The 21265-nt window shown below is 46.2% G+C and carries 22 protein-coding genes, 20 tRNA genes and 2 pseudogenes; 21 read left to right on the top strand and 23 right to left on the bottom strand.

Annotation, left to right across the window (positions count from 1 at the left end):
* Positions 1–8 precede the first annotated feature (8 nt).
* From ychF to KW548_06265, 21 genes are all read left to right on the top strand, one after another.
* The gene (gene ychF / locus KW548_06365) at positions 9–1100 is read left to right on the top strand and encodes a redox-regulated ATPase YchF (GenBank protein QXX07597.1); all 1092 of its coding nucleotides are present in this window, start codon (positions 9–11) and stop codon (positions 1098–1100) included.
* Positions 1101–1368: 268 nt separating this feature from the next.
* A tRNA-Met gene (locus KW548_06360) sits at positions 1369–1445 on the top strand.
* A 37-nt stretch (positions 1446–1482) separates the two neighbouring features.
* A tRNA-Leu gene (locus tag KW548_06355) sits at positions 1483–1567 on the top strand.
* 29 nt (positions 1568–1596) lie between these two features.
* A tRNA-Gln gene (locus KW548_06350) sits at positions 1597–1671 on the top strand.
* Between the two features lie 79 nt (positions 1672–1750).
* Positions 1751–1827, top strand: a tRNA-Met gene (locus KW548_06345).
* Positions 1828–1874: 47 nt separating this feature from the next.
* Positions 1875–1959, top strand: a tRNA-Leu gene (locus tag KW548_06340).
* A 31-nt stretch (positions 1960–1990) separates the two neighbouring features.
* Positions 1991–2075: transfer RNA gene (locus KW548_06335), tRNA-Leu, on the top strand.
* A 30-nt stretch (positions 2076–2105) separates the two neighbouring features.
* A tRNA-Gln gene (locus KW548_06330) sits at positions 2106–2180 on the top strand.
* Between the two features lie 129 nt (positions 2181–2309).
* Positions 2310–2394: transfer RNA gene (locus KW548_06325), tRNA-Leu, on the top strand.
* Positions 2395–2424: 30 nt separating this feature from the next.
* Positions 2425–2499 (top strand) — tRNA-Gln (locus tag KW548_06320).
* A gap of 128 nt (positions 2500–2627) precedes the next feature.
* Positions 2628–2712, top strand: a tRNA-Leu gene (locus KW548_06315).
* Between the two features lie 30 nt (positions 2713–2742).
* A tRNA-Gln gene (locus KW548_06310) sits at positions 2743–2817 on the top strand.
* A gap of 203 nt (positions 2818–3020) precedes the next feature.
* Positions 3021–3105 (top strand) — tRNA-Leu (locus KW548_06305).
* Positions 3106–3134: 29 nt separating this feature from the next.
* Positions 3135–3209, top strand: a tRNA-Gln gene (locus KW548_06300).
* Positions 3210–3414: 205 nt separating this feature from the next.
* A tRNA-Leu gene (locus KW548_06295) sits at positions 3415–3499 on the top strand.
* A gap of 13 nt (positions 3500–3512) precedes the next feature.
* A tRNA-Met gene (locus tag KW548_06290) sits at positions 3513–3589 on the top strand.
* Between the two features lie 47 nt (positions 3590–3636).
* Positions 3637–3721: transfer RNA gene (locus KW548_06285), tRNA-Leu, on the top strand.
* A 31-nt stretch (positions 3722–3752) separates the two neighbouring features.
* Positions 3753–3837: transfer RNA gene (locus KW548_06280), tRNA-Leu, on the top strand.
* Between the two features lie 29 nt (positions 3838–3866).
* Positions 3867–3941, top strand: a tRNA-Gln gene (locus tag KW548_06275).
* 205 nt (positions 3942–4146) lie between these two features.
* Positions 4147–4231 (top strand) — tRNA-Leu (locus tag KW548_06270).
* Positions 4232–4244: 13 nt separating this feature from the next.
* Positions 4245–4321, top strand: a tRNA-Met gene (locus KW548_06265).
* Between the two features lie 232 nt (positions 4322–4553).
* Here KW548_06265 and KW548_06260 read toward each other — a convergent pair.
* The 23 genes and pseudogenes from KW548_06260 to KW548_06150 all read right to left on the bottom strand — a co-directional run bounded on the left by KW548_06260 (position 4554) and on the right by KW548_06150 (position 21265).
* Positions 4554–5687: a flagellin gene (locus KW548_06260; protein ID QXX07596.1), complete on the bottom strand. Its 1134-nt coding sequence runs from the start codon at positions 5685–5687 to the stop codon at positions 4554–4556.
* A gap of 389 nt (positions 5688–6076) precedes the next feature.
* Positions 6077–6316 carry a hypothetical protein gene (locus KW548_06255; protein ID QXX07595.1) on the bottom strand — a complete coding sequence of 80 codons (240 nt, stop codon included), beginning with the start codon at positions 6314–6316 and terminating at the stop codon, positions 6077–6079.
* Positions 6317–6913: 597 nt separating this feature from the next.
* Entirely contained in the window at positions 6914–7651 is a 738-nt protein-coding gene (locus KW548_06250) for a hypothetical protein (GenBank protein ID QXX07594.1), read from the bottom strand.
* Positions 7642–8328 carry a hypothetical protein gene (locus tag KW548_06245; protein QXX07593.1) on the bottom strand — a complete coding sequence of 229 codons (687 nt, stop codon included), beginning with the start codon at positions 8326–8328 and terminating at the stop codon, positions 7642–7644. The genes KW548_06250 and KW548_06245 overlap by 10 nt, the downstream gene beginning before the upstream one ends.
* Positions 8325–8891 carry an adenine glycosylase gene (locus KW548_06240; GenBank protein QXX07592.1) on the bottom strand — a complete coding sequence of 189 codons (567 nt, stop codon included), beginning with the start codon at positions 8889–8891 and terminating at the stop codon, positions 8325–8327. Before KW548_06240 ends, KW548_06245 begins: the two co-directional genes overlap by 4 nt.
* On the bottom strand, positions 8864–9247 hold the full coding sequence (locus KW548_06235; GenBank protein QXX07591.1) for a hypothetical protein: 384 nt from the start codon (positions 9245–9247) through the stop codon (positions 8864–8866). The genes KW548_06240 and KW548_06235 overlap by 28 nt, the downstream gene beginning before the upstream one ends.
* Before the next feature lie 825 nt (positions 9248–10072).
* Positions 10073–10915: pseudogene (locus tag KW548_06230) on the bottom strand (phage tail protein).
* A 24-nt stretch (positions 10916–10939) separates the two neighbouring features.
* On the bottom strand, positions 10940–11554 hold the full coding sequence (locus KW548_06225; GenBank protein QXX07590.1) for a hypothetical protein: 615 nt from the start codon (positions 11552–11554) through the stop codon (positions 10940–10942).
* A 2-nt stretch (positions 11555–11556) separates the two neighbouring features.
* Positions 11557–12741: a baseplate J/gp47 family protein gene (locus tag KW548_06220; protein ID QXX07589.1), complete on the bottom strand. Its 1185-nt coding sequence runs from the start codon at positions 12739–12741 to the stop codon at positions 11557–11559.
* Positions 12741–13073, bottom strand: a complete 333-nt coding sequence (locus KW548_06215) for a DUF2590 family protein (GenBank protein QXX07588.1) — start codon at positions 13071–13073, stop codon at positions 12741–12743. The genes KW548_06220 and KW548_06215 overlap by 1 nt, the downstream gene beginning before the upstream one ends.
* Positions 13070–14940: pseudogene (locus tag KW548_06210) on the bottom strand (phage tail tape measure protein). Before KW548_06210 ends, KW548_06215 begins: the two are co-directional and overlap by 4 nt.
* A 175-nt stretch (positions 14941–15115) precedes the next feature.
* Positions 15116–15397: a putative phage tail assembly chaperone gene (locus KW548_06205; GenBank protein ID QXX07587.1), complete on the bottom strand. Its 282-nt coding sequence runs from the start codon at positions 15395–15397 to the stop codon at positions 15116–15118.
* A complete protein-coding gene (locus tag KW548_06200; GenBank protein ID QXX07586.1) occupies positions 15394–15669 on the bottom strand; it encodes a hypothetical protein in 276 nt (91 codons plus the stop codon). Before KW548_06200 ends, KW548_06205 begins: the two co-directional genes overlap by 4 nt.
* Positions 15670–16257, bottom strand: coding sequence for a holin family protein (locus tag KW548_06195; protein QXX07585.1), 588 nt, complete (start codon positions 16255–16257; stop codon positions 15670–15672).
* A 3-nt stretch (positions 16258–16260) separates the two neighbouring features.
* On the bottom strand, positions 16261–16683 hold the full coding sequence (locus KW548_06190; GenBank protein ID QXX07584.1) for a hypothetical protein: 423 nt from the start codon (positions 16681–16683) through the stop codon (positions 16261–16263).
* Positions 16680–16907: a TraR/DksA C4-type zinc finger protein gene (locus KW548_06185; GenBank protein QXX07583.1), complete on the bottom strand. Its 228-nt coding sequence runs from the start codon at positions 16905–16907 to the stop codon at positions 16680–16682. The genes KW548_06190 and KW548_06185 overlap by 4 nt, the downstream gene beginning before the upstream one ends.
* Before the next feature lie 7 nt (positions 16908–16914).
* Positions 16915–17370 (bottom strand): DUF2597 family protein, encoded by a 456-nt coding sequence (locus KW548_06180; protein QXX07992.1) that lies wholly within the window; start codon positions 17368–17370, stop codon positions 16915–16917.
* A complete protein-coding gene (locus KW548_06175) occupies positions 17367–18488 on the bottom strand; it encodes a DUF2586 domain-containing protein (GenBank protein ID QXX07582.1) in 1122 nt (373 codons plus the stop codon). Before KW548_06175 ends, KW548_06180 begins: the two co-directional genes overlap by 4 nt.
* Positions 18489–18508: 20 nt before the next feature.
* Positions 18509–19177: a hypothetical protein gene (locus KW548_06170; protein QXX07581.1), complete on the bottom strand. Its 669-nt coding sequence runs from the start codon at positions 19175–19177 to the stop codon at positions 18509–18511.
* Positions 19155–19637 carry a phage tail protein gene (locus tag KW548_06165; GenBank protein QXX07580.1) on the bottom strand — a complete coding sequence of 161 codons (483 nt, stop codon included), beginning with the start codon at positions 19635–19637 and terminating at the stop codon, positions 19155–19157. Before KW548_06165 ends, KW548_06170 begins: the two co-directional genes overlap by 23 nt.
* Positions 19637–20056 (bottom strand): head completion/stabilization protein, encoded by a 420-nt coding sequence (locus tag KW548_06160; GenBank protein QXX07579.1) that lies wholly within the window; start codon positions 20054–20056, stop codon positions 19637–19639. Before KW548_06160 ends, KW548_06165 begins: the two co-directional genes overlap by 1 nt.
* On the bottom strand, positions 20053–20424 hold the full coding sequence (locus KW548_06155; GenBank protein QXX07578.1) for a hypothetical protein: 372 nt from the start codon (positions 20422–20424) through the stop codon (positions 20053–20055). The genes KW548_06160 and KW548_06155 overlap by 4 nt, the downstream gene beginning before the upstream one ends.
* A 121-nt stretch (positions 20425–20545) precedes the next feature.
* A complete protein-coding gene (locus KW548_06150; GenBank protein ID QXX07577.1) occupies positions 20546–21265 on the bottom strand; it encodes a terminase in 720 nt (239 codons plus the stop codon).

Here is a 21265-nt window from a genome sequence, read left to right as displayed (position 1 = left end):
TTAATATCATGGGTTTTAAATGTGGCATCGTTGGTCTACCAAACGTCGGTAAGTCAACTCTGTTTAACGCACTAACTAAAGCAGGCATCGAGGCAGCAAACTTCCCGTTCTGTACTATCGAGCCAAATACTGGTGTTGTACCTGTACCCGATCTGCGCTTAGACGCGCTAGCAAAGATCGTTAACCCACAGAAAATCCTGCCAACAACGATGGAATTCGTTGATATTGCAGGTCTGGTTGCTGGTGCATCTAAAGGTGAAGGCCTAGGTAACAAATTCCTAGCGAACATCCGAGAAACTGACGCAATTGGTCACGTAGTGCGCTGTTTTGAGAACGAAAACATCGTTCACGTAGCTGGTAAAGTGTCTCCTATTGAGGACATCGAGGTTATCAACCTTGAGCTAGCGATGGCCGATCTAGATTCTTGTGAGCGCGCAATTCAACGTAACAACAAGAAAGCAAAAGGTGGCGATAAAGACGCTAAGTTTGAGCTAACTGTCTTAGAAAAACTACTTCCAGTTCTGACCGAAGGTGGCATGGCCCGCACGGTTGAGCTGGCAAAAGAAGAGCTGGCAGCGATCGGTTACTTGAACTTCTTAACCCTCAAACCAACGATGTACATTGCCAACGTCAACGAAGATGGTTTTGAAGATAACCCATACTTAGACGCAGTACGTGAGTTTGCGGCAAAAGAAAACAACGTTGTTGTACCGGTATGTGCTGCGATTGAATCTGAACTATCTGAACTGGAAGATGAAGATCGTGAAGAATTCCTTGCAGACATGGGCATTGAAGAACCAGGCCTGAACCGTGTGATCCGCTCGGGTTATGAGCTACTCACGCTACACACTTACTTCACTGCAGGCGTGAAAGAAGTTCGAGCATGGACGATTCCGGTTGGAGCAACAGCACCGCAGGCAGCAGGTAAGATTCACACGGACTTTGAAAAAGGCTTTATTCGAGCTGAAGTCGTTGGCTACGATGATTTCATCGAATTCAACGGTGAAAGTGGTGCAAAAGATGCGGGTAAGTGGCGTTTAGAGGGCAAAGAATACATCGTCAAAGATGGTGATGTCGTTCACTTCCGCTTCAACGTTTAATTTCTTCGCAAATCATTGACTTTCAAAGCCAGCACGAGTGCTGGCTTTGTTGTTTCTGAATCTTTGACGCCTATATTAAGTTAGCTAATGGGTCACACTTTGTTATCACTTTTCGGTGATTAACACGCCTCTTTGTTTAAAAAGAAACCGAACAGTTGATTTATCCCGATTTATTCAAAAAAACTATTGACGCCTTTGCTCCAACTTCGCATAATGCGCGCCGTTCCCGATGATAAGGTCAACTATCTGAAAGAACTCAATATGGTATGGCTACGTAGCTCAGCTGGTTAGAGCACATCACTCATAATGATGGGGTCACAGGTTCGAATCCCGTCGTAGCCACCATTCCTAAAACCTTTTACGAAAGTGTTTAGGAATAGATGCGGAAGTGGCGGAATTGGTAGACGCACCAGATTTAGGTTCTGGCGCCGCAAGGTGTGAGAGTTCAAGTCTCTCCTTCCGCACCATATTTAGATAGCTTCTTGCTATCGCCTGCAGGTCTATCGCCAAGCGGTAAGGCAGCGGCTTTTGATGCCGCCATTCCCTGGTTCGAATCCAGGTAGACCTGCCATTTATTTAAAGTGTTAAGCCTTTTAGAAAAAGGGCTTGTCACTAAGAGCGCGAAAGTTTATATTGTCTCGCTCACGAGTGGCTACGTAGCTCAGCTGGTTAGAGCACATCACTCATAATGATGGGGTCACAGGTTCGAATCCCGTCGTAGCCACCATATATTTCGATTGCTAGCTCAGGCTAACAGTCCTGTAGATTCAAGACGCGGAAGTGGCGGAATTGGTAGACGCACCAGATTTAGGTTCTGGCGCCGCAAGGTGTGAGAGTTCAAGTCTCTCCTTCCGCACCATCTTGATATAAAATCTACGTAAACAATTTATGCGGAAGTGGCGGAATTGGTAGACGCACCAGATTTAGGTTCTGGCGCCGCAAGGTGTGAGAGTTCAAGTCTCTCCTTCCGCACCATAAATTGAATAGTCTAAGACTATGCCCTGCAGGTCTATCGCCAAGTGGTAAGGCAGCGGCTTTTGATGCCGCCATTCCCTGGTTCGAATCCAGGTAGACCTGCCATTATTTATAGGTTCAGTGGATAACATCATTTGATGCCTCGTCTATTGTCCCTGGTTCGGCTCTAGGTAGCCTGCCATATACAACGTTATTGAGACTTTACCAATTGTCTTGATAACTACAGATTAAGTTGCGGAAGTGGCGGAATTGGTAGACGCACCAGATTTAGGTTCTGGCGCCGCAAGGTGTGAGAGTTCAAGTCTCTCCTTCCGCACCATTATATCGATAGCTTCTTGCTATCGCCTGCAGGTCTATCGCCAAGCGGTAAGGCAGCGGCTTTTGATGCCGCCATTCCCTGGTTCGAATCCAGGTAGACCTGCCATTATTTATAGGTTCAGTGGATAACATCTTTTGATGCCTCGTCTATTGTCCTTGGTTCGGCTCTAAGTAGCCTGCCATATACAACGTTATTGATGCTTTACCAATTGCATCAGTAACTACAAAATTGATGCGGAAGTGGCGGAATTGGTAGACGCACCAGATTTAGGTTCTGGCGCCGCAAGGTGTGAGAGTTCAAGTCTCTCCTTCCGCACCATTATATCGATAGCTTCTTGCTATCGCCTGCAGGTCTATCGCCAAGCGGTAAGGCAGCGGCTTTTGATGCCGCCATTCCCTGGTTCGAATCCAGGTAGACCTGCCATTATTTATAGGTTCAGTGGATAACATCTTTTGATGCCTCGTCTATTGTCCTTGGTTCGGCTCTAAGTAGCCTGCCATGTTTATAGGTTCAGTGGATAACATCATTTGATGCATCGTCTATTGTCCCTGGTTCGGCTCTAGGTAGCCTGCCATATTCAACGTTATTGATGCTTTACCAATTGCATCAGTAACTACAAAATTGATGCGGAAGTGGCGGAATTGGTAGACGCACCAGATTTAGGTTCTGGCGCCGCAAGGTGTGAGAGTTCAAGTCTCTCCTTCCGCACCATCTTTAGATAGCTTCTTGCTATCGCCTGCAGGTCTATCGCCAAGCGGTAAGGCAGCGGCTTTTGATGCCGCCATTCCCTGGTTCGAATCCAGGTAGACCTGCCATTATTTATAGGTTCAGTGGATAACATCATTTGATGCATCGTCTATTGTCCCTGGTTCGGCTCTAGGTAGCCTGCCATTATTTATAGGTTCAGTGGATAACATCTTTTGATGCCTCGTCTATTGTCCCTGGTTCGGCTCTAAGTAGCCTGCCATATTCAACGTTGTTAAGACTTTACCAATTGTCTTGATAACTACAGATTAAGTTGCGGAAGTGGCGGAATTGGTAGACGCACCAGATTTAGGTTCTGGCGCCGCAAGGTGTGAGAGTTCAAGTCTCTCCTTCCGCACCATACTTAATCCATCGGCTACGTAGCTCAGCTGGTTAGAGCACATCACTCATAATGATGGGGTCACAGGTTCGAATCCCGTCGTAGCCACCATTTATTTCGATTGCTAGCTCAGGCTAACAGTCCTGTAGATTCAAGACGCGGAAGTGGCGGAATTGGTAGACGCACCAGATTTAGGTTCTGGCGCCGCAAGGTGTGAGAGTTCAAGTCTCTCCTTCCGCACCATCTTGATATAAAATCTACGTAAACAATTTATGCGGAAGTGGCGGAATTGGTAGACGCACCAGATTTAGGTTCTGGCGCCGCAAGGTGTGAGAGTTCAAGTCTCTCCTTCCGCACCATATTTAGATAGCTTCTTGCTATCGCCTGCAGGTCTATCGCCAAGCGGTAAGGCAGCGGCTTTTGATGCCGCCATTCCCTGGTTCGAATCCAGGTAGACCTGCCATTATTTATAGGTTCAGTGGATAACATCATTTGATGCCTCGTCTATTGTCCCTGGTCCGGCTCTAGGTAGCCTGCCATTATTTATAGGTTCAGTGGATAACATCTTTTGATGCCTCGTCTATTGTCCCTGGTTCGGCTCTAAGTAGCCTGCCATATTCAACGTTGTTAAGACTTTACCAATTGTCTTGATAACTACAGATTAAGTTGCGGAAGTGGCGGAATTGGTAGACGCACCAGATTTAGGTTCTGGCGCCGCAAGGTGTGAGAGTTCAAGTCTCTCCTTCCGCACCATACTTAATCCATCGGCTACGTAGCTCAGCTGGTTAGAGCACATCACTCATAATGATGGGGTCACAGGTTCGAATCCCGTCGTAGCCACCATTTATTTCAATTGCTAGCCCTAGCTAACAGCCCAGAACACACAAGTTTTAAAAGTTAAAGTCCCTCTTCGTGTACCAGGCTCATATCAAAATCAGAATTATCATACCCAGCTTTATGCTGGGTTTTCTTTTTTTGGCGCTCACTTTTTGCTTTCCTCACAACATAAAAAATCCAGCCGAAGCTGGATTTTAGTTAAAGTCATGACTGTCTAATATGCTGAGAAATTACTTTCTTAGCCTAGAAGCCCCAACGCTGAGTTGGGCGCCTGCTTTGCTTGAGCAAGAACGGAGCTAGAGGCTTGAGACAAGATCTGAGCTTTTGTTAATGCTGTCGTTTCTTTGGCAAAATCAGTATCTTTGATGCGGCTCTTAGATGCATTTACGTTTTCGTTAATGTTATCTAAGTTATTGATCGCATGGCTAAATCGATTCTGGAAAGCGCCAAGTTCCGCACGGTGGCTATCGACAAATTTCAACGCTGAATCGACAATCGCAACCGCTTCTTGAGATCCAGCAACCGAAGTAACGTCGATGGTGTCCACCGTTACCGCTTGGGCTGGTCCCATGCTCAATTCACCGGCTAATGCACCACCGAATGTCACATCACTGGCAACACGGTTGTTATCAGTAAAGATTTGCAAATTACCATCCTCACCGACAGAGGCTTTGACCATATCAGTCTGACCATTGATGTACGTAGCCAGCTCCTCTATATCATCACCTTCTTTCGCCGTAATTGTGATGTTCTGCTGTTCACCAAACACATCTGTGAGAGCGAGAGTGAGATCATTGGAACCCGCTTGCACCTCCCAATCTTTGTCTTTGGCATTTGCTGCAGCATAGCTGTTACCACCCATCATGGTGTTGTCGCTGCGCAAGTTGTTGAGTGTCAGCATGACTGCTTCACCATTGTCTGCGCCAATCTGGAATGATTTGGTTGAGAATGTACCGTTCAGTAATTTATTGCCACCAAATGAGGTAGTTTCGGCAATACGGTTCAGTTCATCGTTCAGTGCCGTGATCTCTTCCTGAATCGCAACACGTTCAGACTTAGAGTTTGAGCCGTTTGCAGATTGTAGTGATAGATCGCGCATACGTTGCAGAATATTCGTTGTTTCATTCATCGCGCCTTCAGCAGTTTGCGCTATTGAAATACCATCATTCGCATTACGTACAGCAACATCTAACCCTCGGCTTTGTACATTCAAACGGTTAGAGATCTGCAAGCCTGCTGCATCATCTTTAGCACTATTGATTTTAAAACCAGAGGATAAACGTTCCATTGAGGATTGCTGTGCATTAGATGCGCTATTGAGGTAGCGCTGCGCAGTCATTGCCGCAACATTTGTGTTTACATTAACCGCCATAGTGGTTACTCCTATTGATTTTCCGTAGATCGGAAGTTTCGAAAGGTTTCCGACGTCTCGGTAAACCAAGTTCTCTCAAAGTAACCTTATTAGCGACGATAAAATGATTATCTTTAGAGCAATTTTTAAAATTCCTACGAAAACTAGGGAGAAAAGCAAAAATGTTGACCTCATCTTCAGATATGAAATCTATTGCTAAAGTTTTTGTCGAGGCAGCCGGGTAGATGCTAAAAGGTAGGGAGTTAAATTGAGAAGGCTGATGTAAAGTGCCGCTTCGACGGGCAAAAGAAAAGCCCCTTTTCATATTCGAATTAAAATAACCGTTAAATAACAGATATTTATATTTTAAAAATTAATACAGTGGCGACAAAGTGGCGACGCATAGGGAATTATATGCTCGGTTTAGGCGATTGAACCGGCACATATTTTCGTAAAATGAACTCTTCCCCTTTATATGTAAGATAAGGGAATGGGCAGACTAAATAGACCTCTCTATTACAGTTCGAACACGTGTGTCGCCATTGGTTATCCATTGGTTCAGTGGTGTGGTCTACTCGGAATACACCACCGTTGCATTCATCGCATTCAAACTCAACGATCTCTGCTGCGATAGGTTTACTTTTCTTCATAACCTTACCAATAAAATCCTATTTTTCGTGGGTGCCGCTTTCCACTGATAATACGTAATTTCCGCATCACTACGCCAGATCAATTTTGAAAAAACAAAACAAGTGTTAAAACACGCCTCAACCCTTGCTACTACTGGCTTCAGCACAAACAAACACGATCCTATTTTTAACACCACAGATCATTAAAAAACACACGAAAAAACCATCACCTATTTAAATTCAATAACTTAGAAAAAAGACAACTAGTTTCCTGATCTTCATTTTTGCAAAACAGATCAATTAATTTCATTTGTAGAAATTTTGTATCGCGCAATATGCGGCGTTTTGTGACTCCTTGAAATTCTGCCCCACTCCGCTATCCGTAAGGCTTTAACGCTTCTCAGAGCCTGATTTAGCTCCGTTAAATTTCACAAAAATGGAATTTCAATAAACTACCACACGAAAACATCGCAGGTGGGGAGGGGGAGTGATTTTTACGTCATCTAGTCGTTCGCTGTCGTGGCAATCCATCGGCTGTTATCCACATGTCGGTTCACTGAGGTTTAGGCAAAAAGAAACGCAGCCTATTGACTGCGTATTGCTGTGGGGTGTTAAGGATTAAGATTTGGTGATAGGCGTAAGTCTATCTTTTAGTCCAGTACTACTTTTACCATGTCCAGTAAACGTAGCCGATTGAATTGGCGCGGTTGTTGGGGCTCCACTTTCTGGGCTAGTGTGTGTATGTGCTGCACATGTATCGGATAAATCAGTGACTACTTGCATCAACTCACCTAGCAAGTTGAGTACGTTCTCACTTTCGGAACCTAGCCACGTCTTAGGCGAACGGTAGTCTTGTTCGGTGCTTGCGCGAACTTCTCTTAACTTACAGTGCAATTGCGCCAATTTATCGGTAATACTGCGAAAGTTACCAGACTGATCAACGTGGTGGTAAACACCTGGCCTTTGCTGGTATCGACTTTCACCAGCTTTGATTGCTGGCAGCTTCCAGCCCAGCCCCAATACCGTTCGAATGAATGGTTTATCAGGTTCACCATTAGCGAAGCCAATTTCAACTATTGCGCCAATCGCTGGCGGTTCTAATCGCCCTGCTTGTTCACCAATACCTGGCACTGGTAAAGGTACTGCTTGCATGATCGGCACATCTTTACGTTCAACTAACTTGCTATCAAGTAACTGAATATCTGCGGCATAGTGAGGATAAAAACGCTCTGATAAATCGCCCTCTTTCGGTAGTTCGGGCAATGCTACGACCTTTGCAAATTGAGGTAAATGCCAGTTACCTGTTAGTTCTGGGAATAGTCGGTAGACAATACGCTTAATTGTTTTTACGTCCATGTTATGACCGTCTCCGTTCCTATATGTTCAACGGTGGCTAGCTTGCGACCATTCACGATCACACCTGGTTTAAAGTGTGGCGTGCAAGGAACAGTTGCCGTTTTTTGTGCTTGGTGTGGATTGAGCATATTGACGGGAATAGTCGCTGGCTTGTCTGCCCAATAACTATCTGCCCAACTACCTACATATATTTGTCCATTACCTTGCTGCTGCCAGATGTAATCAGAAATACTAAAGGCCTGTGCTATCTCATCAAGTACCCGATAGCCATTACCTGTCGAATAGAAACAAGGGATAGCACTATTAGCATAAGCTCTGTCAGGGACCACAAACTGCAGCCCTGTTTGTTGAGTGATATTACTAAGCAATTGAACAAGCGTTGGATGTCGCATGATCACATTCAAAGGATGATAAAGTGCTGCGGCCAGTTCTCTACAGAAGATCACCACGTAACCTGATTTATCTGGTGAAACCCTTTCGATAAATCCTGTCAGTACACGCCTAATGTTATTACCCCAACCCAATTCGATAGCGACTTGCTGCATTGGGTCAGCTTCACCTTGTATCGTTAGCTTTGCTCTGCCTGGTGCATTATCAGAAAATGTCAGCCTATGTTGGCTGACTTTTCTTGGCTCACTGCCAACATAACATTGAATGGTAAACTCTGGTGTATTCATGCCAGTGCCTCATCGACTGATTGCAGATACCCCATTACACCTGTCATTTCCACTTCAGTATCCGGTGGTGTTTCTGTAGACGCTGTTGGTGGTGTGGTTGGCGTTTCTACCCCTGCGGCTTTTTGCTGTGCTGCTGGTTTTGGCTCTTCCCTGCTTTCGGCTCGCTCTGCCACACTCATATGTTCAACAAGTTCAAAACTAATTAACCATTGACGCAGTTGTGCGTCCTCTTGTGCTGTCATCGTACCTTGGAATTTAACCTGGCTAACCTTTAGCGCATTAGCGGTGCGGTTATCGATGCGGTAGATCACTCTTGCACCGTCAAGCTTTGCTCCAGCCAATGTGTAGAGTTGGTTTAATGTTGGAGCTTTGTTATATGGCAAAGTACCTGTTACTGCGAGAACCTTTCCTTTGTCGCCTGTTTCGGCTTGGTCAGTGGATGCAGAGTTGCCGGACATATCCTGTCCGGCAAGCTGTTGTCTTGCAGTGACCTTTAAGCCTTTAAGGGAATTCGGACTGCAGAGAGTGAAAGCATTTAAGCCACCTCTGGCGGAGTCGGCCACGGGTTTTCATCTTTTATCTTCTGTTTAGCGCCTGCGGCTTGCTGCTTCAACTGCAGAGCCTCCGCCTCCTTTCCTTCGTCCATTAGATCCAACGCTTCCATTTTTAATGGGTCACACATTTGGGCATACAGAGTGCGACGTTTGTCATCTACTTGATTGTATTCAGCAATGTATTTATCACTAGAATCAATCACCCAGTTCCCATTAGCGTATTCAAATGCATGGGTGGGGCGGCTCGTTTCAGTTTCAATCCATTGTGGATTATCAACTAGCCAACTCTCTAGATGCTTTTGATTGGTAAATGATTTACACAAGAACTCTTTAGATTGGGGGTTGTACAAGTTAAATGATTTCATCTATAGCACTCCATACACTCCAAAAACCGCGCCCGTATAACCGACATTAAACAGAAACGTTTTAGCGGTGGTATCCGTAACCTCTTCGAGCCCACCCATTACTGTATAGTTTGACAATGGCTCTGGATCGTTCATCACAATCCCAAACAACCTATTTCCAGTAGCTCGGCTAGATGGATGAAATTGTGAATATTCGCCTTTCATAGTGACCGTCCCCGTAAGAACTTTAGCAACGATTAGTAGACCTTTTAAATCACTGGTTTTATACCCCGTATTACTCCAGTCCAATAAAACACCATTACCCCACCCTTCCTCTGTTGTAATGAGCGGTACAATATTCGACTTCGCACTGTCTGCATCACTCAAAGGTAATGGAGGGGCCTTTTGATGAGACAAACACGGAGCGCCAATATCGTAATAGGTAGGTTGAGTATTAATATCCATCCATACATGCGTGCTATCTTCCCTGATAGTTATCTCGCCAACATCCGTAGAGTACCTACGCAAGCCGTCTTTACCTTCAATAGAGGCAATCAAGTCAGACGCCTTAGGCAAACCAGATTTATTTTTTTTGTATTTCCTAGCAATAACCGCTGTTGAATGACCATTCCGTATTAGTCTTCCATCACTGAGCGAAGCAATAAGGGTTCCGGACTTTACAAACCAACCTTTGGAAAACTCCTGACCAACAGTGAATGTTTGTTCTACTTCGGTCAAGGTTCCGTCCTTACCGGGAACATTAAAGTTCTGGTTTTCCCAAAACAGGTTCCTTACTGATTGTCGGCTTTCTTTCACATACTGTGGGTGAGGATCACTATCCGCCACATGCTTAGCCAAACCACCCTTTACACGCAAATCCACTATTGAGCCATCGGCCTCAATTCGTGCCACTTTCGCTACATAGTGAGGTCGGTTTTCGCTATCAGTGTAATCCACTAAGTCATCAGTAGTTGATACGATTTGGAACAGGTTTTCATGCTTAGAAAGTGCGGTACCATCCCGGTAAACATCAACCCATAAAGTGGTTGGCTTGCTATCGACCGTTTGCACCGTTGACAGTGCATTTTGAATGCGTAGACCACCGACATAGGCAACACCTGGTGCAATCATGTATTTGGTTTGGTCAAATTCGTGGCGTGTTACTTCAAAGCCATCAACGAAAGCGGTATGACCATAATTATCTAGGCAAGATAAGCGGTGGTCTTCATCCATTCCTTTCAATCGGGCTTGGTAGTCTATTTGCCATGTCGCGGCATCAATTGTCACATTCGCAGCCGCCGCAGCGCCATCGAACTGCATTAATAACGACTTCGTTAATGCCATTCCCGTTTCTTTGATTTCGGTAGCTTTGTAAACCACCATACCGCAGCTATTCGGTACGTTCTTGTCACGTAGGTACATCGCGTTGAAAGTGAATGGTGCTGTGCTACCTGAGATCACCACGGAATAGACGACCGAATTGCTGCCAGATTTACCAATTTGGTCTACGTCTTGTTGAAACACCCATTGTTCCAATGGTGGCAGTGACGCAGTACGGTCAATCGGTTGAGACAAATCAAGATCAGGAATCATCGCAAAAATGATTTCGTTGAGTTCAGTAGGCTGCTTCAGCGAAACCTTGTTTTGCAGGTACTGTTCAAACTCTAATGGGATAGCCGTTTGGCTCATGGTTAACGCTCCCTTTTACTTTGTTCAGTTCAGGCGCGCCATTGACGCGGTGAAAATCTGTTGATTGTGTTCGATGCGTTTTTCTCGCACCGCCACGGTGGATTCATCATTGGCTTTTGCAGCGTAAAGGTTGAACCGTTGACCAAACGCTGCAGCAATCATTTTCAGCGTTACCGGATAGGTCACATTGAACTGATAACGACGACACGTGCGACCGTATTGGCGAATCATGGCATTCATGAGCCAGTTCTTTTGGGCCAATTCGCTGTCAGCAGTTTCGATGGTAACAACGTCCCATTGCTCTTGGTCTTGACGTTCGTGGATTTCTACCCAGTCGACGCCCAACTTAGCAAACATGTTTTTAAAGCCGGCTGTCTCACCACCATGACGGGCAAACGAATACGCGTTGGCGACACGGATACGAAAAATCATTTCATCTTCACGTTCTAACGGCTCGATGTCTCGTTCCCAAGCCATCAGGCGAACAATGCCAATTGGCGCAGTGAGTGGGTCATGCTTTTTGAGTGGCATTCGCAATGCTTCGTCCACTCTTAACCAGTAGTTACGCAGTGCATTGGCAAACTTTGCCAGCTCACCTCTACCCATCCAGTACTTGAATTTAATTGGTGGTAGTTGCATAGCTACTCCTGCATTTTTATCGTTAGCGTAGACAGGCGCGGAATTTTCAAACTGCTCACAATGTCTTCTTGTTCGAATTGCAATGACTCGATGCCTTCAAGCAAGGTATGTAGCTCACCTTCTAGGCGTGAAAAGCTAAAACGACCAATGGGATTCGTCGGTGTCACTTTATAATCACTGTTTTCACGAAATGCCGCTCTCACTACATTTTCGATGTTTGCTTTTAACGTCACACGCTCTTGCTCTGTTAGCTTCGCTTTCGGCCAGACTTTGACACTGATAGCGTGTTGGGTTTCTGGCATCGCTTTCACCAACAAATCATCGCCATGTCCATGCAAACCAGTGGTTGTCACTTCGTGATTTAGAGCGTCGATCAGCGCTTGTGATGGATTACCCGTATCTAACAAGATCAGTGCGTTTGCGGTACCTGGTCCACGTGGGGCGTTATGCTCAAAATAGATGTTATCGTCTTGAATACCTGCTTTCTTCATCAGCAAGGAACGGTAAGCCGCATCAATGTGCCATTTAGCAACCGCACTCCACTGGTTACGCACACGTAAACGCAGTTCGTCTTCGTCTTCATCGTCTGCGCCCGCTTCTATCAACCATTCATCTTCATTAGTTGCAGCGGCAATACCCGAAATAGCAACGGGGATCACATGGTAGTAACCACCGCCCAAGTTATAAGCCGCACCTTTGTGTTCAGCTTCGACGGTTGCTGAAACAGTGGTTTCGTTCTCTGGCATCGTCGTGTCTTCCAGCACTTTTACTCGATAAATAGTGCCGTTAATCGGTACCGTTTGAACCCATGTGTCTTTAGGGATAATGAGTGCCGGCCCCTGCAAAGCAGCACGTTGAAAAACAATGGTACCTTTCGCCTTGGTTTTGGCTTTTGGCGCGATATCCACTTCCCAAGCTTTGAGTTTCAAAGACTCACCGAACGCAGTGGCTAGAAACGTATTGGGCAGGACGTATTTCACTAACAGGTTTTCAATCAGCCAAACGGTTGAGACGATCACGGCTTGCTCTATCATTCGCCAGAAAGGAGAAAAGCGGCTGTCGTTATTAATCACGCTACCTGCTTTATCCATCTCTTCTTTGAGCACCTTGCGCCAGCTCTCTGAATCCGTGGGAATGCCAGACTCTTTCAGAATTTCTTTGTAATCGGGCTTTGGAATGTTTGCCATTAGCTCTCAACCCCTATTTCGATGTCGCCAAAGTCACGTGTGGTTGCGAAAATCCAGATTTTGCCTAGTTCTGGCTCTTCCATTCGAACGGTACCTGGTACCAAGCGAATCTCTTCTTCAACCAAAAGCTCTATTTGCTTTTTAATATCACTGCGGCCATCACGCGACTTTTCACCAATCAAAGCCACTGCTAAACCGCTTTCGATAATGGCGTGTTTGATATCTTGGGCGATCACGGCTCTGTCTTGAATCATCACTGGATTTCGACCAGCATCTAAAACGACATCACCGTTTTCTATGAGCAAATCTTGGTACAGGTAATCTTTGGTCATGGCGCGGCCATCTCTAGTTCATTAGCCATATCTTGTGGGCTATTCATGTAGGTTGGGTAAATGTTTACGCCGCCGTAATGCGTCGAACTTCCTTGGTTATAAGTCGACATCTGACGAGCAACACCACCTTGTTGAACTCTCGCTTTTGGCGTGGCTTGCTGGACTGCACCAATGGTTTTACCTGGTGCTTCATCATCACCGAAATCTGGTATCCAACTGATCACGGTTTTAAAGCCTTCTCCAATCCAGCCGAACAGGTTTTCAAACACGGCTTTCACTTCATCTACAATGGCAAATAGACCGTCAAAGCCCGATAAGTCGGTAAATCCGCTTGTTACCCATTTCCAACCACCATAGATAGCAGCGAACAAAGCTCGAATAGGTGCAGTGATTGCGGTTAAGATTTGGAACCATGTTGTGTCGCCAAAGCTCGCTTTTAGATCATCCCAGTAGTACATGAGCCCGATGACTGCAGCACCTGCCGCAACACACGCCCCGACGATTAGAATGATTGGGTTGGCGGCCATAACAGCATTGACGGCAAACATGACGACCTTTAACAGTCCAAGGGCTTTTGAAACACCGCCAACGGCAAACATAAAGGCTTTTAGAATAACGCCATTAAGCAGTGAAACTGTCACGCCAAGCATTTGAAATGCACCCGTTAACATGGTGATTACCCCCCTGCAGCGACTAACCCAAAGAACGCAACCGTTGCATATCCAACATATCGAGTAATGTTTGGGAACAACTTGGTCCACTCGACAAGTTGCATTGCGCCATCTGCCAAACCTTGAACCATTGGCAACAAGGACGGAAGCAAAGCAGTACCAATCGCTGCTCTAATTGCATAAATTCCCTGCTCCATTCGCTCCCATTGGTCGGTCATTGCACCTGCCATCTGTTCAGCAGCGTCGAGTCCTTTCACCTGACCTAGTTGCTCTATTGAACCGGCTAAACCATCGGTGTTTTGCATCAGCAATTGGATCATTGCTGTGGCTTCTTGCGAACCAAACGCTTTTGACAGTTCCGCAGCTTCCGCAACCGAAATAGTTTCACCATATCGTTGCTTCAACTTTCCTAGAATGTCGACGATTGGAAGCAACTGCCCCTGAGAGTCAGTGAACGACATATTGAGGGTGTCTTGTGCTTTGGCTGCACCTGCTAAGAACGCTCGATACTTGGTACCTGCTTCACTACCACTCATGGTCGATTGAAGAGTGCCAAGAATAGCCATTTGCTCGGTCATCCCAACACCAACAGATGTCGCTGCAGCACCTACCGAAGTAAATGCAGATGACATTTCCGAACCTGTGGTTTTGAAGATTTGAACCGCTTTAGCAGTTTGACCACCAAGCATATTTACCCAATTGGCTTTACCCATATCGTTAGCGGTGTTCTGGAATATTCCATACATGGTGCCAACGTAATTGGTGATGGTTGCTGTATCTGCTTTCGTGGCAGCGGCCAACACACCAGAGGCGCGAGTAAATTGGGACAACTCATTGCCAGCCAACCCAGCAATTGCAGATTGAATATCATAGGAAGCGGCGACAAAATCAGAGGCCGACTTGCCATATTCAACAGAGAACTGTAGTGCGGTTTCCGCCAAGTTCTTTAACTGAGCATCAGCAACACCCAGTGATTTTACTTCACCTAGTGCTCTGTCCATCTCAATCGCTGGCATTAACGCTTGTTGCAAAGCAATACCAGCACCAGCGACGCCAGCCGCACCCGACACCATCGTGTGTGTACCGTCTCGGTAGGAAGAAGCCATACTACTAAACTGGCGCTGAATATTGCCCAGCGGTTTACTAATTTGGTCTATCAATCCAACTGTGAATCGTAGTGGTTCTGGTAAAGACATTCGTTATCCTGCAAAAGCTTTCGCTGTTCCGTTCGCATTAGAAATCGTGGTGTTATCCCAGTGTTGTTTCTCTAACCAAACCGCTTGAGCCAAGCTCATTTCTGTATCGGGTTCGTGGGGCAACCATTTCCTTCGTAATGCGTACATCTGGAGTAAGTCGCTTGATTCGAGCGACTTAACCAGCGCTTCTATTTTTTACTGAGATCGCCACCTTCGGTGCATACTCACCCACTAACGTCCCTGCCACCTGAATCATTGCGCCAGCGTTGTCTTCATCGAGCTTGCGTAATGTTTCTTTCTCTTCATCGCCTTGTGCTGACTGCATTACAAAGTTGTGCGCTGAATCGGTCATGTCACCACGTGCCATCGCACCGACATACTCACCGTAAAGCTCTGGTGTTGGTGCAAACTGAATATCTGAACCTGCAATCGTTAGGACGATAGTTTTCTTGCTCATGTGATTTTCTCTCTATCTAATTTCGTTTCTAGACGGTCGAACCGTCCGTTAATGGATTCTTTAAGGTCGTCCACGGCTTCCCTAAGCTCGTGTTTCGTTGCGTATTTCTCTGCGTTATCTGCTCTCATCCTTTCGATAGCAATTTCATTTTGATGAGTGCGCTGCATTAGCCTGTTTGCTGTGCTATTGGATTTCTCTGCACGTGTGTACACAAAGCCAATCAGAGTCAGTAGAAAAGCAGCCACTGCCAACCACACGCGCAAATCTTCCATTTAGCCTCCTTGCGTAATGGCTTGCTTTAAGCTCCCGATAAACCCTGCAGGTTTAGCACCGTGAGCGACTTGCTTATCTTGGCTTCGCTTATGGATGCTGATACCCAACACGGCTAGAGCAACACTAAACAAAGGAGTAAGAGCCACAACACTATTCACAACGCTGGCTGCTTGCTCTGGGTGGAAAACCAGCGCAAAAGCCAAGCCGAAGAAAAGCAGGGACCAAGCCAAACACATCGCATAACCAAACGTTGGTCGCCAACGTCGAACATAGACGTCATTGCTGGCTAACTCGGCTTGCTGGGTTGCGGCTTGAGTGGTAATCGCTAACTTGCGTTCTTCGCTTTCAATCTTTGAGTGACTCAAAGCCAACTCTTGCAGTTTGATGCGTTCATCACTTTCAAGTTGTTTGAGCTTTAGCAGTGCATCAGGATTGTTTCGCAACTCTTGTTCGATAGCTTCTGGTGTATTTTCTACCCCTAAAGTGCTCGCCACCATCGCACCTACGGCACCACCTGCAGGACCACCGATCACCGTGCCAATCATTGGCGCTGCTGTCGCAATTAATGATTTAACGCGTTCCCACATAGCTCAGTCCTTTACGATGGTTAAAAAAGCCGGTTGACCATCAAGCTCATGCATCAATGCTTCAAATGCGGCTTTTGAATTCACCACGGCCCATTCGTTCCCAACAAAACCAAAATCAACACCTGGTGCTAAACAGCCTTGAAGTTGGCTTGGTGTGTTCGCTTTATGGATCAGGATGTGAGTTCTTAAACTCGGTCCCTGACGGGTAACGCCCATTTCGCCAGCTTCTAGTGCATAGCAATCACCAAACTTAGGCGATTTATGTGGCAGAATTTGATAAGAACCCTCTGGCACACACGATTTACCAGGCAGGTTATTTCGCCAACTGCGTTCGGCAATCACACACACTTGGCTTCCATCTTCACGGTGAAGTGTTCCAAAAGTGCCGTCTTGAAAATATCGGCGTTTCAATACGAATCGTTTCAACGTTTTGCCCTCTTCTCTAGAAGTTGTTGGCAAGCTACACAGGTGCAGCAGTGAGGCAGATACTTTCGGCGTGCGGCTGGGATTTCCTCACCGCATTCAACGCAATGCGTTTCGCCGTTCGGGTGCTGCGCTTTCGCTTTGGCACTGGCAGCCAATTGCTTGGCCAGTGCCATTTCCGTTTGTTTGGTTTCGATACCGCTTGCATGATCAAATAAGTCCGGCATCTACCACCTACCCTATAATGTCGGCGGTTTCTTCGGGGCGTAGGTATGGCACGCCATTGATATTGATAAAATCAGGATCCGTTACATCGAACGGAATCTTATGAACCAGCGCACTGCCACCGTTGCTATCTGCATCAATCAGGTCAGAGATTTTTAACTTGATACCAAACATCTCTACTTTGAGTTCGTCACGCTCGGTTTTTCCGTAGCCCATCGCGTCGAACGCAGGCAAACCACGGAATGAGCCTGCGCCAGCGGCAGCTTTCATCAGCAAGTTAAATTGACTTGTGATCAGTTCTAATTCCCCAGACGCTTCGACATCGCCTTCTACAAATCCATCAGGTACGCCATTGGTTTTGGTCACCGCACTATTGTCAGTGATAGAAACTGTCCATTTCTGCGCACTGATCTTGAGGTCATTTAAAGTGAATTTGAGATTCTTACCGGAAATGCGCATGTTTATGCCTCCTGATCAGCTGGGTTAGACAGGTCTAGCGCAACATTGACGATAATGTGCTTAGGGCAGTTATGCGGCTGCACCATTAAACCGATCACCACTTTTGATTTAGTCATCCATTGGATAGTCACATCGCCATCACGTGGCGGCATGATTTCACCTGGGAATTGAATATCACCGAGTTGAATACCTTTGCTCATTTGGCGCATGTCTTTGGAGAAATACTGCTTATTGAGCTCGATAGACTCTGGTGTAGAGTTGAGGATTTTGTCACCGATACGACGAATCGCTTTCACGCGGACACGGCGATTAAGTTTGTGCACTGGACGGACATACTCTATGTACTGATAGTCACCGCCTTTTGCTTCGAGTGTCGTGGCATCGGTCCAATAAATCCCCTCATAGTCGGCATACCATTGCGGCACTGAATATCGAGCGCTGGCAAGTGCTTCAATGGTGGACATTTCAAAGGCTTTGCCAGCACTGTCTACTGGTGCATCTCCCAAGCCCAACACGTTGCCCGTTGCTACCCGCATAGGTGTATCTGCTACCGTGACACTGCGATCACACAGGCGACCAGCTAGCACACCGATGTTATTGCCGTGCAGTTGCGGCACTGGTACCACCATATTGGCGGCAACATCTTTGACCAGTGCAAGCATGGCCGTTTCGTATTCAGACCACGTTTGGTTTGCGGAATCGATACCCGGTACTGCAGCCAAGATGAACACCCAACGGCCTAGTTTACTCACTAGCTCGTTGTGTTTTGCCATCATGTCATCGAAAGCGCCTTTATCCGTGGTCTTGTCTACCAGAACAATACCTTCAAACGAATCCGTTTTATTGGCTTCATCTACTGCACTCGTCCAAAGTTCTGCAGCCGTTAAGCCATAGATTGCGGCAGTCCAGTTTTGCTTTCCGTTGAGTTGAGCGGCGATCACATTCGCCCCTAACTCATCATCTGCGACAACACCTGAAAGGTCTGTCATTGCCGAAACACGAGTGACTTCGCCTTGTAGTTCTGCTTTTGACGTCATGCCAATGAAAAGCAGATGGCGTTCAATTTCGGGGATATCGCCTTGCCCCAAGTTCAAGTTATTGACTTCTACCTTTCCGGTTGCCATCAGTTCTATCCTCTTTTCGCCTAGCGGTGCTTGGCTTTTTCGATGTTGCGTAACAGTCGTTTGGTGACCAGTTCTTTTCGTGTTCCAAGCAACTCACGTTCTGGTGTTTCTATCGTCCAGCTTTGTTTGCCTTTTGGACTACCTGAACGCATCATGCGGATAATTAGCCCTGCTTGACCTAACGTCAGTCGCTTTTGAATATTGCGTTTACTTAGGCGATTAAATCCGCCACCTTTTCGCCTGATTTTGTAACCTAATCGGCGCAGTGCATGGGCTTGTTCGTCAGTGGCTTGCGCTTCATAATCAGGTTGACCAAACCGTTTGTTCTGGCTCTTTATGTGCTGCCTGGCGGTGACCGTCTCTGTCCTACCTTGTTGATGAACAGCGGCTTTTTTTGCCTGAATTCGGCTTTTCCACGTTAAGTCGAGATCCTTTGCTCCGTTCTTAACGTAGGGTTCCATCCCGTTGGCGAAGCTCGTTAGTACTGCACCTTCGCCTTTCTTTCGCTTGTCATACGCTTTGTTTTTCGTGTCTTTCTGACGCTTAATGCGGCTTCGGGTATTGCGTATTTCCCAGCGACCTAAATCTTTTAGAATCCAAAATCGTTTCTTGGGTGGCAGCATCAACGCTTCAAGTGCTTTTCTGGCACTGATTGCATCATTGGCGTTAAGCGTTATCGTTGGCTGCATTGGTGATTTCACCTTCTTCCGCTATCCAGATTTCTACTGGATTTACTCGATAAGTTTGGCCATTCCAAAGCACTAACCCTTTCGGGTCTGGTATCAACTCGATGGGTTCTTCAAAGGCAATTTTTATTAATACATCTGCGCTTTCTTCGTTGTTTACGTCGATCTCAATATCAGGGTTGCCAAGCTCTTCGTTCTCGTCCCTTTCAGGGTCAAATTCAGCAATCCAACACGCCACCAACGCGAGCAACGTGTTTGGGTCTAATTTGTTGTGAGGGAAGTTCTCGATCAGTATCCCTGCTTGGTAAAACCAGTTAGCAATTCGATAACCGCCATTGCCTCTGTCTTCACCATTTACAATCAACTCACCGCCAGCTTGAGTGGCATGAATCTTTTTCGCGTGGACGTTGCCGTTCAGTTGCTGACATAGGTATTGGTGTAAGGCTTGTAATTTGGTTTTCATCAGATCAAATCCACCTTGTTGACGCTTCTACCAAGCAACAAACTCATGTCCCGTTTTGCTTGAGTTCTAAATCGGTCAGCCTGTTTGAAATCGTCTTCGGCTGTATTTTCTGCCGCTTCTCTTCGGTCTTGAGTTGCGAACTCTGGCAGTAAGTCAGCATGAGCGGTTCCATACACCGCACGCTTATAAACGGATGCTTTCAGCGTATTGAATGCCGGTGCTTCACCATCAACCAACAATTCATCCAGTTCACCTTGCACGTACAAGCTCGCGGCTTGAAGTGCCGTAATGATTGAGCTTTCATCGAACAGCGAAGGAATGCGTCTCATCTGGCGAAACTCACTGGTTTTCAGCACAGGCCAACCACCGGACTCGATGTCTGTATTTGCATTTTCTTCGACGTATCCACCAAAGCTCATCGTTCAACACTCGCCATTTGATCAAGAACGGACGTAACTAACGATGCAATCAGTGCGGCTATTAACCAGACTGCTCCCGTAATCCAATAACCAAAATAGATAAACGTGCAGCCGATCAGTGTCACGAGTGTTGATTGCAATTTGCTCTGCCAAGGCTTCAACCCAGATGTTCTAATCCGATCCGCAAAGTCATTTAACTTCTTGTCATCAAAGAGTACGAAGAACATACAAATCAGTAATGCTGCATTGATCCAAGCGGCTACCAGCATGAGATTGACCACTCCTTCACTGACATAACCCAACTGGTGACTAACTAATGCCACTATCACTAGCATCAAAGTAACTATCCATTTAACTAAGTTCTTCATGATCAATCCTTACGATTTTTCAAAATAGGTGCGCTCTTGCCACTGGGTCGACGGTTTACAATGAACCTTTGTGGTTATTGCAACCTCGCCAGCCGAGCGCGGTGGCGTAGGAGTCTTTGAGTTACAGATTTTTGCCTTCTTGTAAGGCGTTAATCCGACTATTAATTTTGTTGATGTGCGTTTTCACCTGGGCTTTTTCGCTTTTGTCGTCAGCGTGCTCAAGCAGCACTAATGCTTTTTGTAGCGTTTCAACACAACCCACCGAAGAGGCGAGCGGTTTGCCTTCTTCATTCCGAATCAGGTGCAGCCCTGCAAATTTGAACCATTTGGCATGAACCTCTTCATGCAAGCGCCAGTCTTTTTCTATTTTCTCGAATACCTGGCTAAAGTACGGTTCTACACTTCGACCTTCTGCAGACTCTTTCTCTGCCCACTGCAGAACAAAATCAGCACAGACGGTTCCCCAGTCTTTTCGACGCCATCCCTCTGGAAGAGGCAAGCCCAAATCGATCGCTTTGAAACACCAGTCGATTGCCAATTCAAGTTCTTGAATATCAAACAACCACACGATCATGTCGCTAAAAATAGGGTTCGAATAAACGTCACCATCTTCTAGGTATTTTTCGATATACGGCTTGTACTTAGGCACTAATACAGAGCGTTTATGTTCCACTCGATCAGCAATGGCGTTAAAGCCTTTTAAGTGCTTGCGGTCTTCTTCGAACTCGATGAGCTTGATATGCAGGCTGTCGGTATCGGCACCAGAAACCTTTTCTGGTGCAGACGGGTTAGCTTGCCGCTCTAGTATTTGTTTACGCTGCCTTGCTAATGAGCTAACCAT

The sequence above is a fragment of the Vibrio neptunius genome (assembly GCA_019339365.1).
GTDB lineage: Bacteria > Pseudomonadota > Gammaproteobacteria > Enterobacterales > Vibrionaceae > Vibrio > Vibrio neptunius.
Note: the sequence above shows the minus strand (reverse complement) of the source record. Positions and strands in the feature narration are given on the sequence as shown.

Coding starts and splice junctions, on each gene's coding strand:
- ychF (QXX07597.1), top strand. CDS start 9: ATGGGTTTTAAATGTGGCATCGTTGGTCTACCAAACGTCGGTAAGTCA.
- KW548_06260 (QXX07596.1), bottom strand. CDS start 5,687: ATGGCGGTTAATGTAAACACAAATGTTGCGGCAATGACTGCGCAGCGC.
- KW548_06255 (QXX07595.1), bottom strand. CDS start 6,316: ATGAAGAAAAGTAAACCTATCGCAGCAGAGATCGTTGAGTTTGAATGC.
- KW548_06250 (QXX07594.1), bottom strand. CDS start 7,651: ATGGACGTAAAAACAATTAAGCGTATTGTCTACCGACTATTCCCAGAA.
- KW548_06245 (QXX07593.1), bottom strand. CDS start 8,328: ATGAATACACCAGAGTTTACCATTCAATGTTATGTTGGCAGTGAGCCA.
- KW548_06235 (QXX07591.1), bottom strand. CDS start 9,247: ATGAAATCATTTAACTTGTACAACCCCCAATCTAAAGAGTTCTTGTGT.
- KW548_06225 (QXX07590.1), bottom strand. CDS start 11,554: ATGCAACTACCACCAATTAAATTCAAGTACTGGATGGGTAGAGGTGAG.
- KW548_06220 (QXX07589.1), bottom strand. CDS start 12,741: ATGGCAAACATTCCAAAGCCCGATTACAAAGAAATTCTGAAAGAGTCT.
- KW548_06215 (QXX07588.1), bottom strand. CDS start 13,073: ATGACCAAAGATTACCTGTACCAAGATTTGCTCATAGAAAACGGTGAT.
- KW548_06205 (QXX07587.1), bottom strand. CDS start 15,397: ATGAGCAAGAAAACTATCGTCCTAACGATTGCAGGTTCAGATATTCAG.
- KW548_06200 (QXX07586.1), bottom strand. CDS start 15,669: ATGGAAGATTTGCGCGTGTGGTTGGCAGTGGCTGCTTTTCTACTGACT.
- KW548_06195 (QXX07585.1), bottom strand. CDS start 16,257: ATGTGGGAACGCGTTAAATCATTAATTGCGACAGCAGCGCCAATGATT.
- KW548_06185 (QXX07583.1), bottom strand. CDS start 16,907: ATGCCGGACTTATTTGATCATGCAAGCGGTATCGAAACCAAACAAACG.
- KW548_06175 (QXX07582.1), bottom strand. CDS start 18,488: ATGGCAACCGGAAAGGTAGAAGTCAATAACTTGAACTTGGGGCAAGGC.
- KW548_06170 (QXX07581.1), bottom strand. CDS start 19,177: ATGCAGCCAACGATAACGCTTAACGCCAATGATGCAATCAGTGCCAGA.
- KW548_06165 (QXX07580.1), bottom strand. CDS start 19,637: ATGAAAACCAAATTACAAGCCTTACACCAATACCTATGTCAGCAACTG.
- KW548_06160 (QXX07579.1), bottom strand. CDS start 20,056: ATGAGCTTTGGTGGATACGTCGAAGAAAATGCAAATACAGACATCGAG.
- KW548_06155 (QXX07578.1), bottom strand. CDS start 20,424: ATGAAGAACTTAGTTAAATGGATAGTTACTTTGATGCTAGTGATAGTG.
- KW548_06150 (QXX07577.1), bottom strand. CDS start 21,265: ATGGTTAGCTCATTAGCAAGGCAGCGTAAACAAATACTAGAGCGGCAA.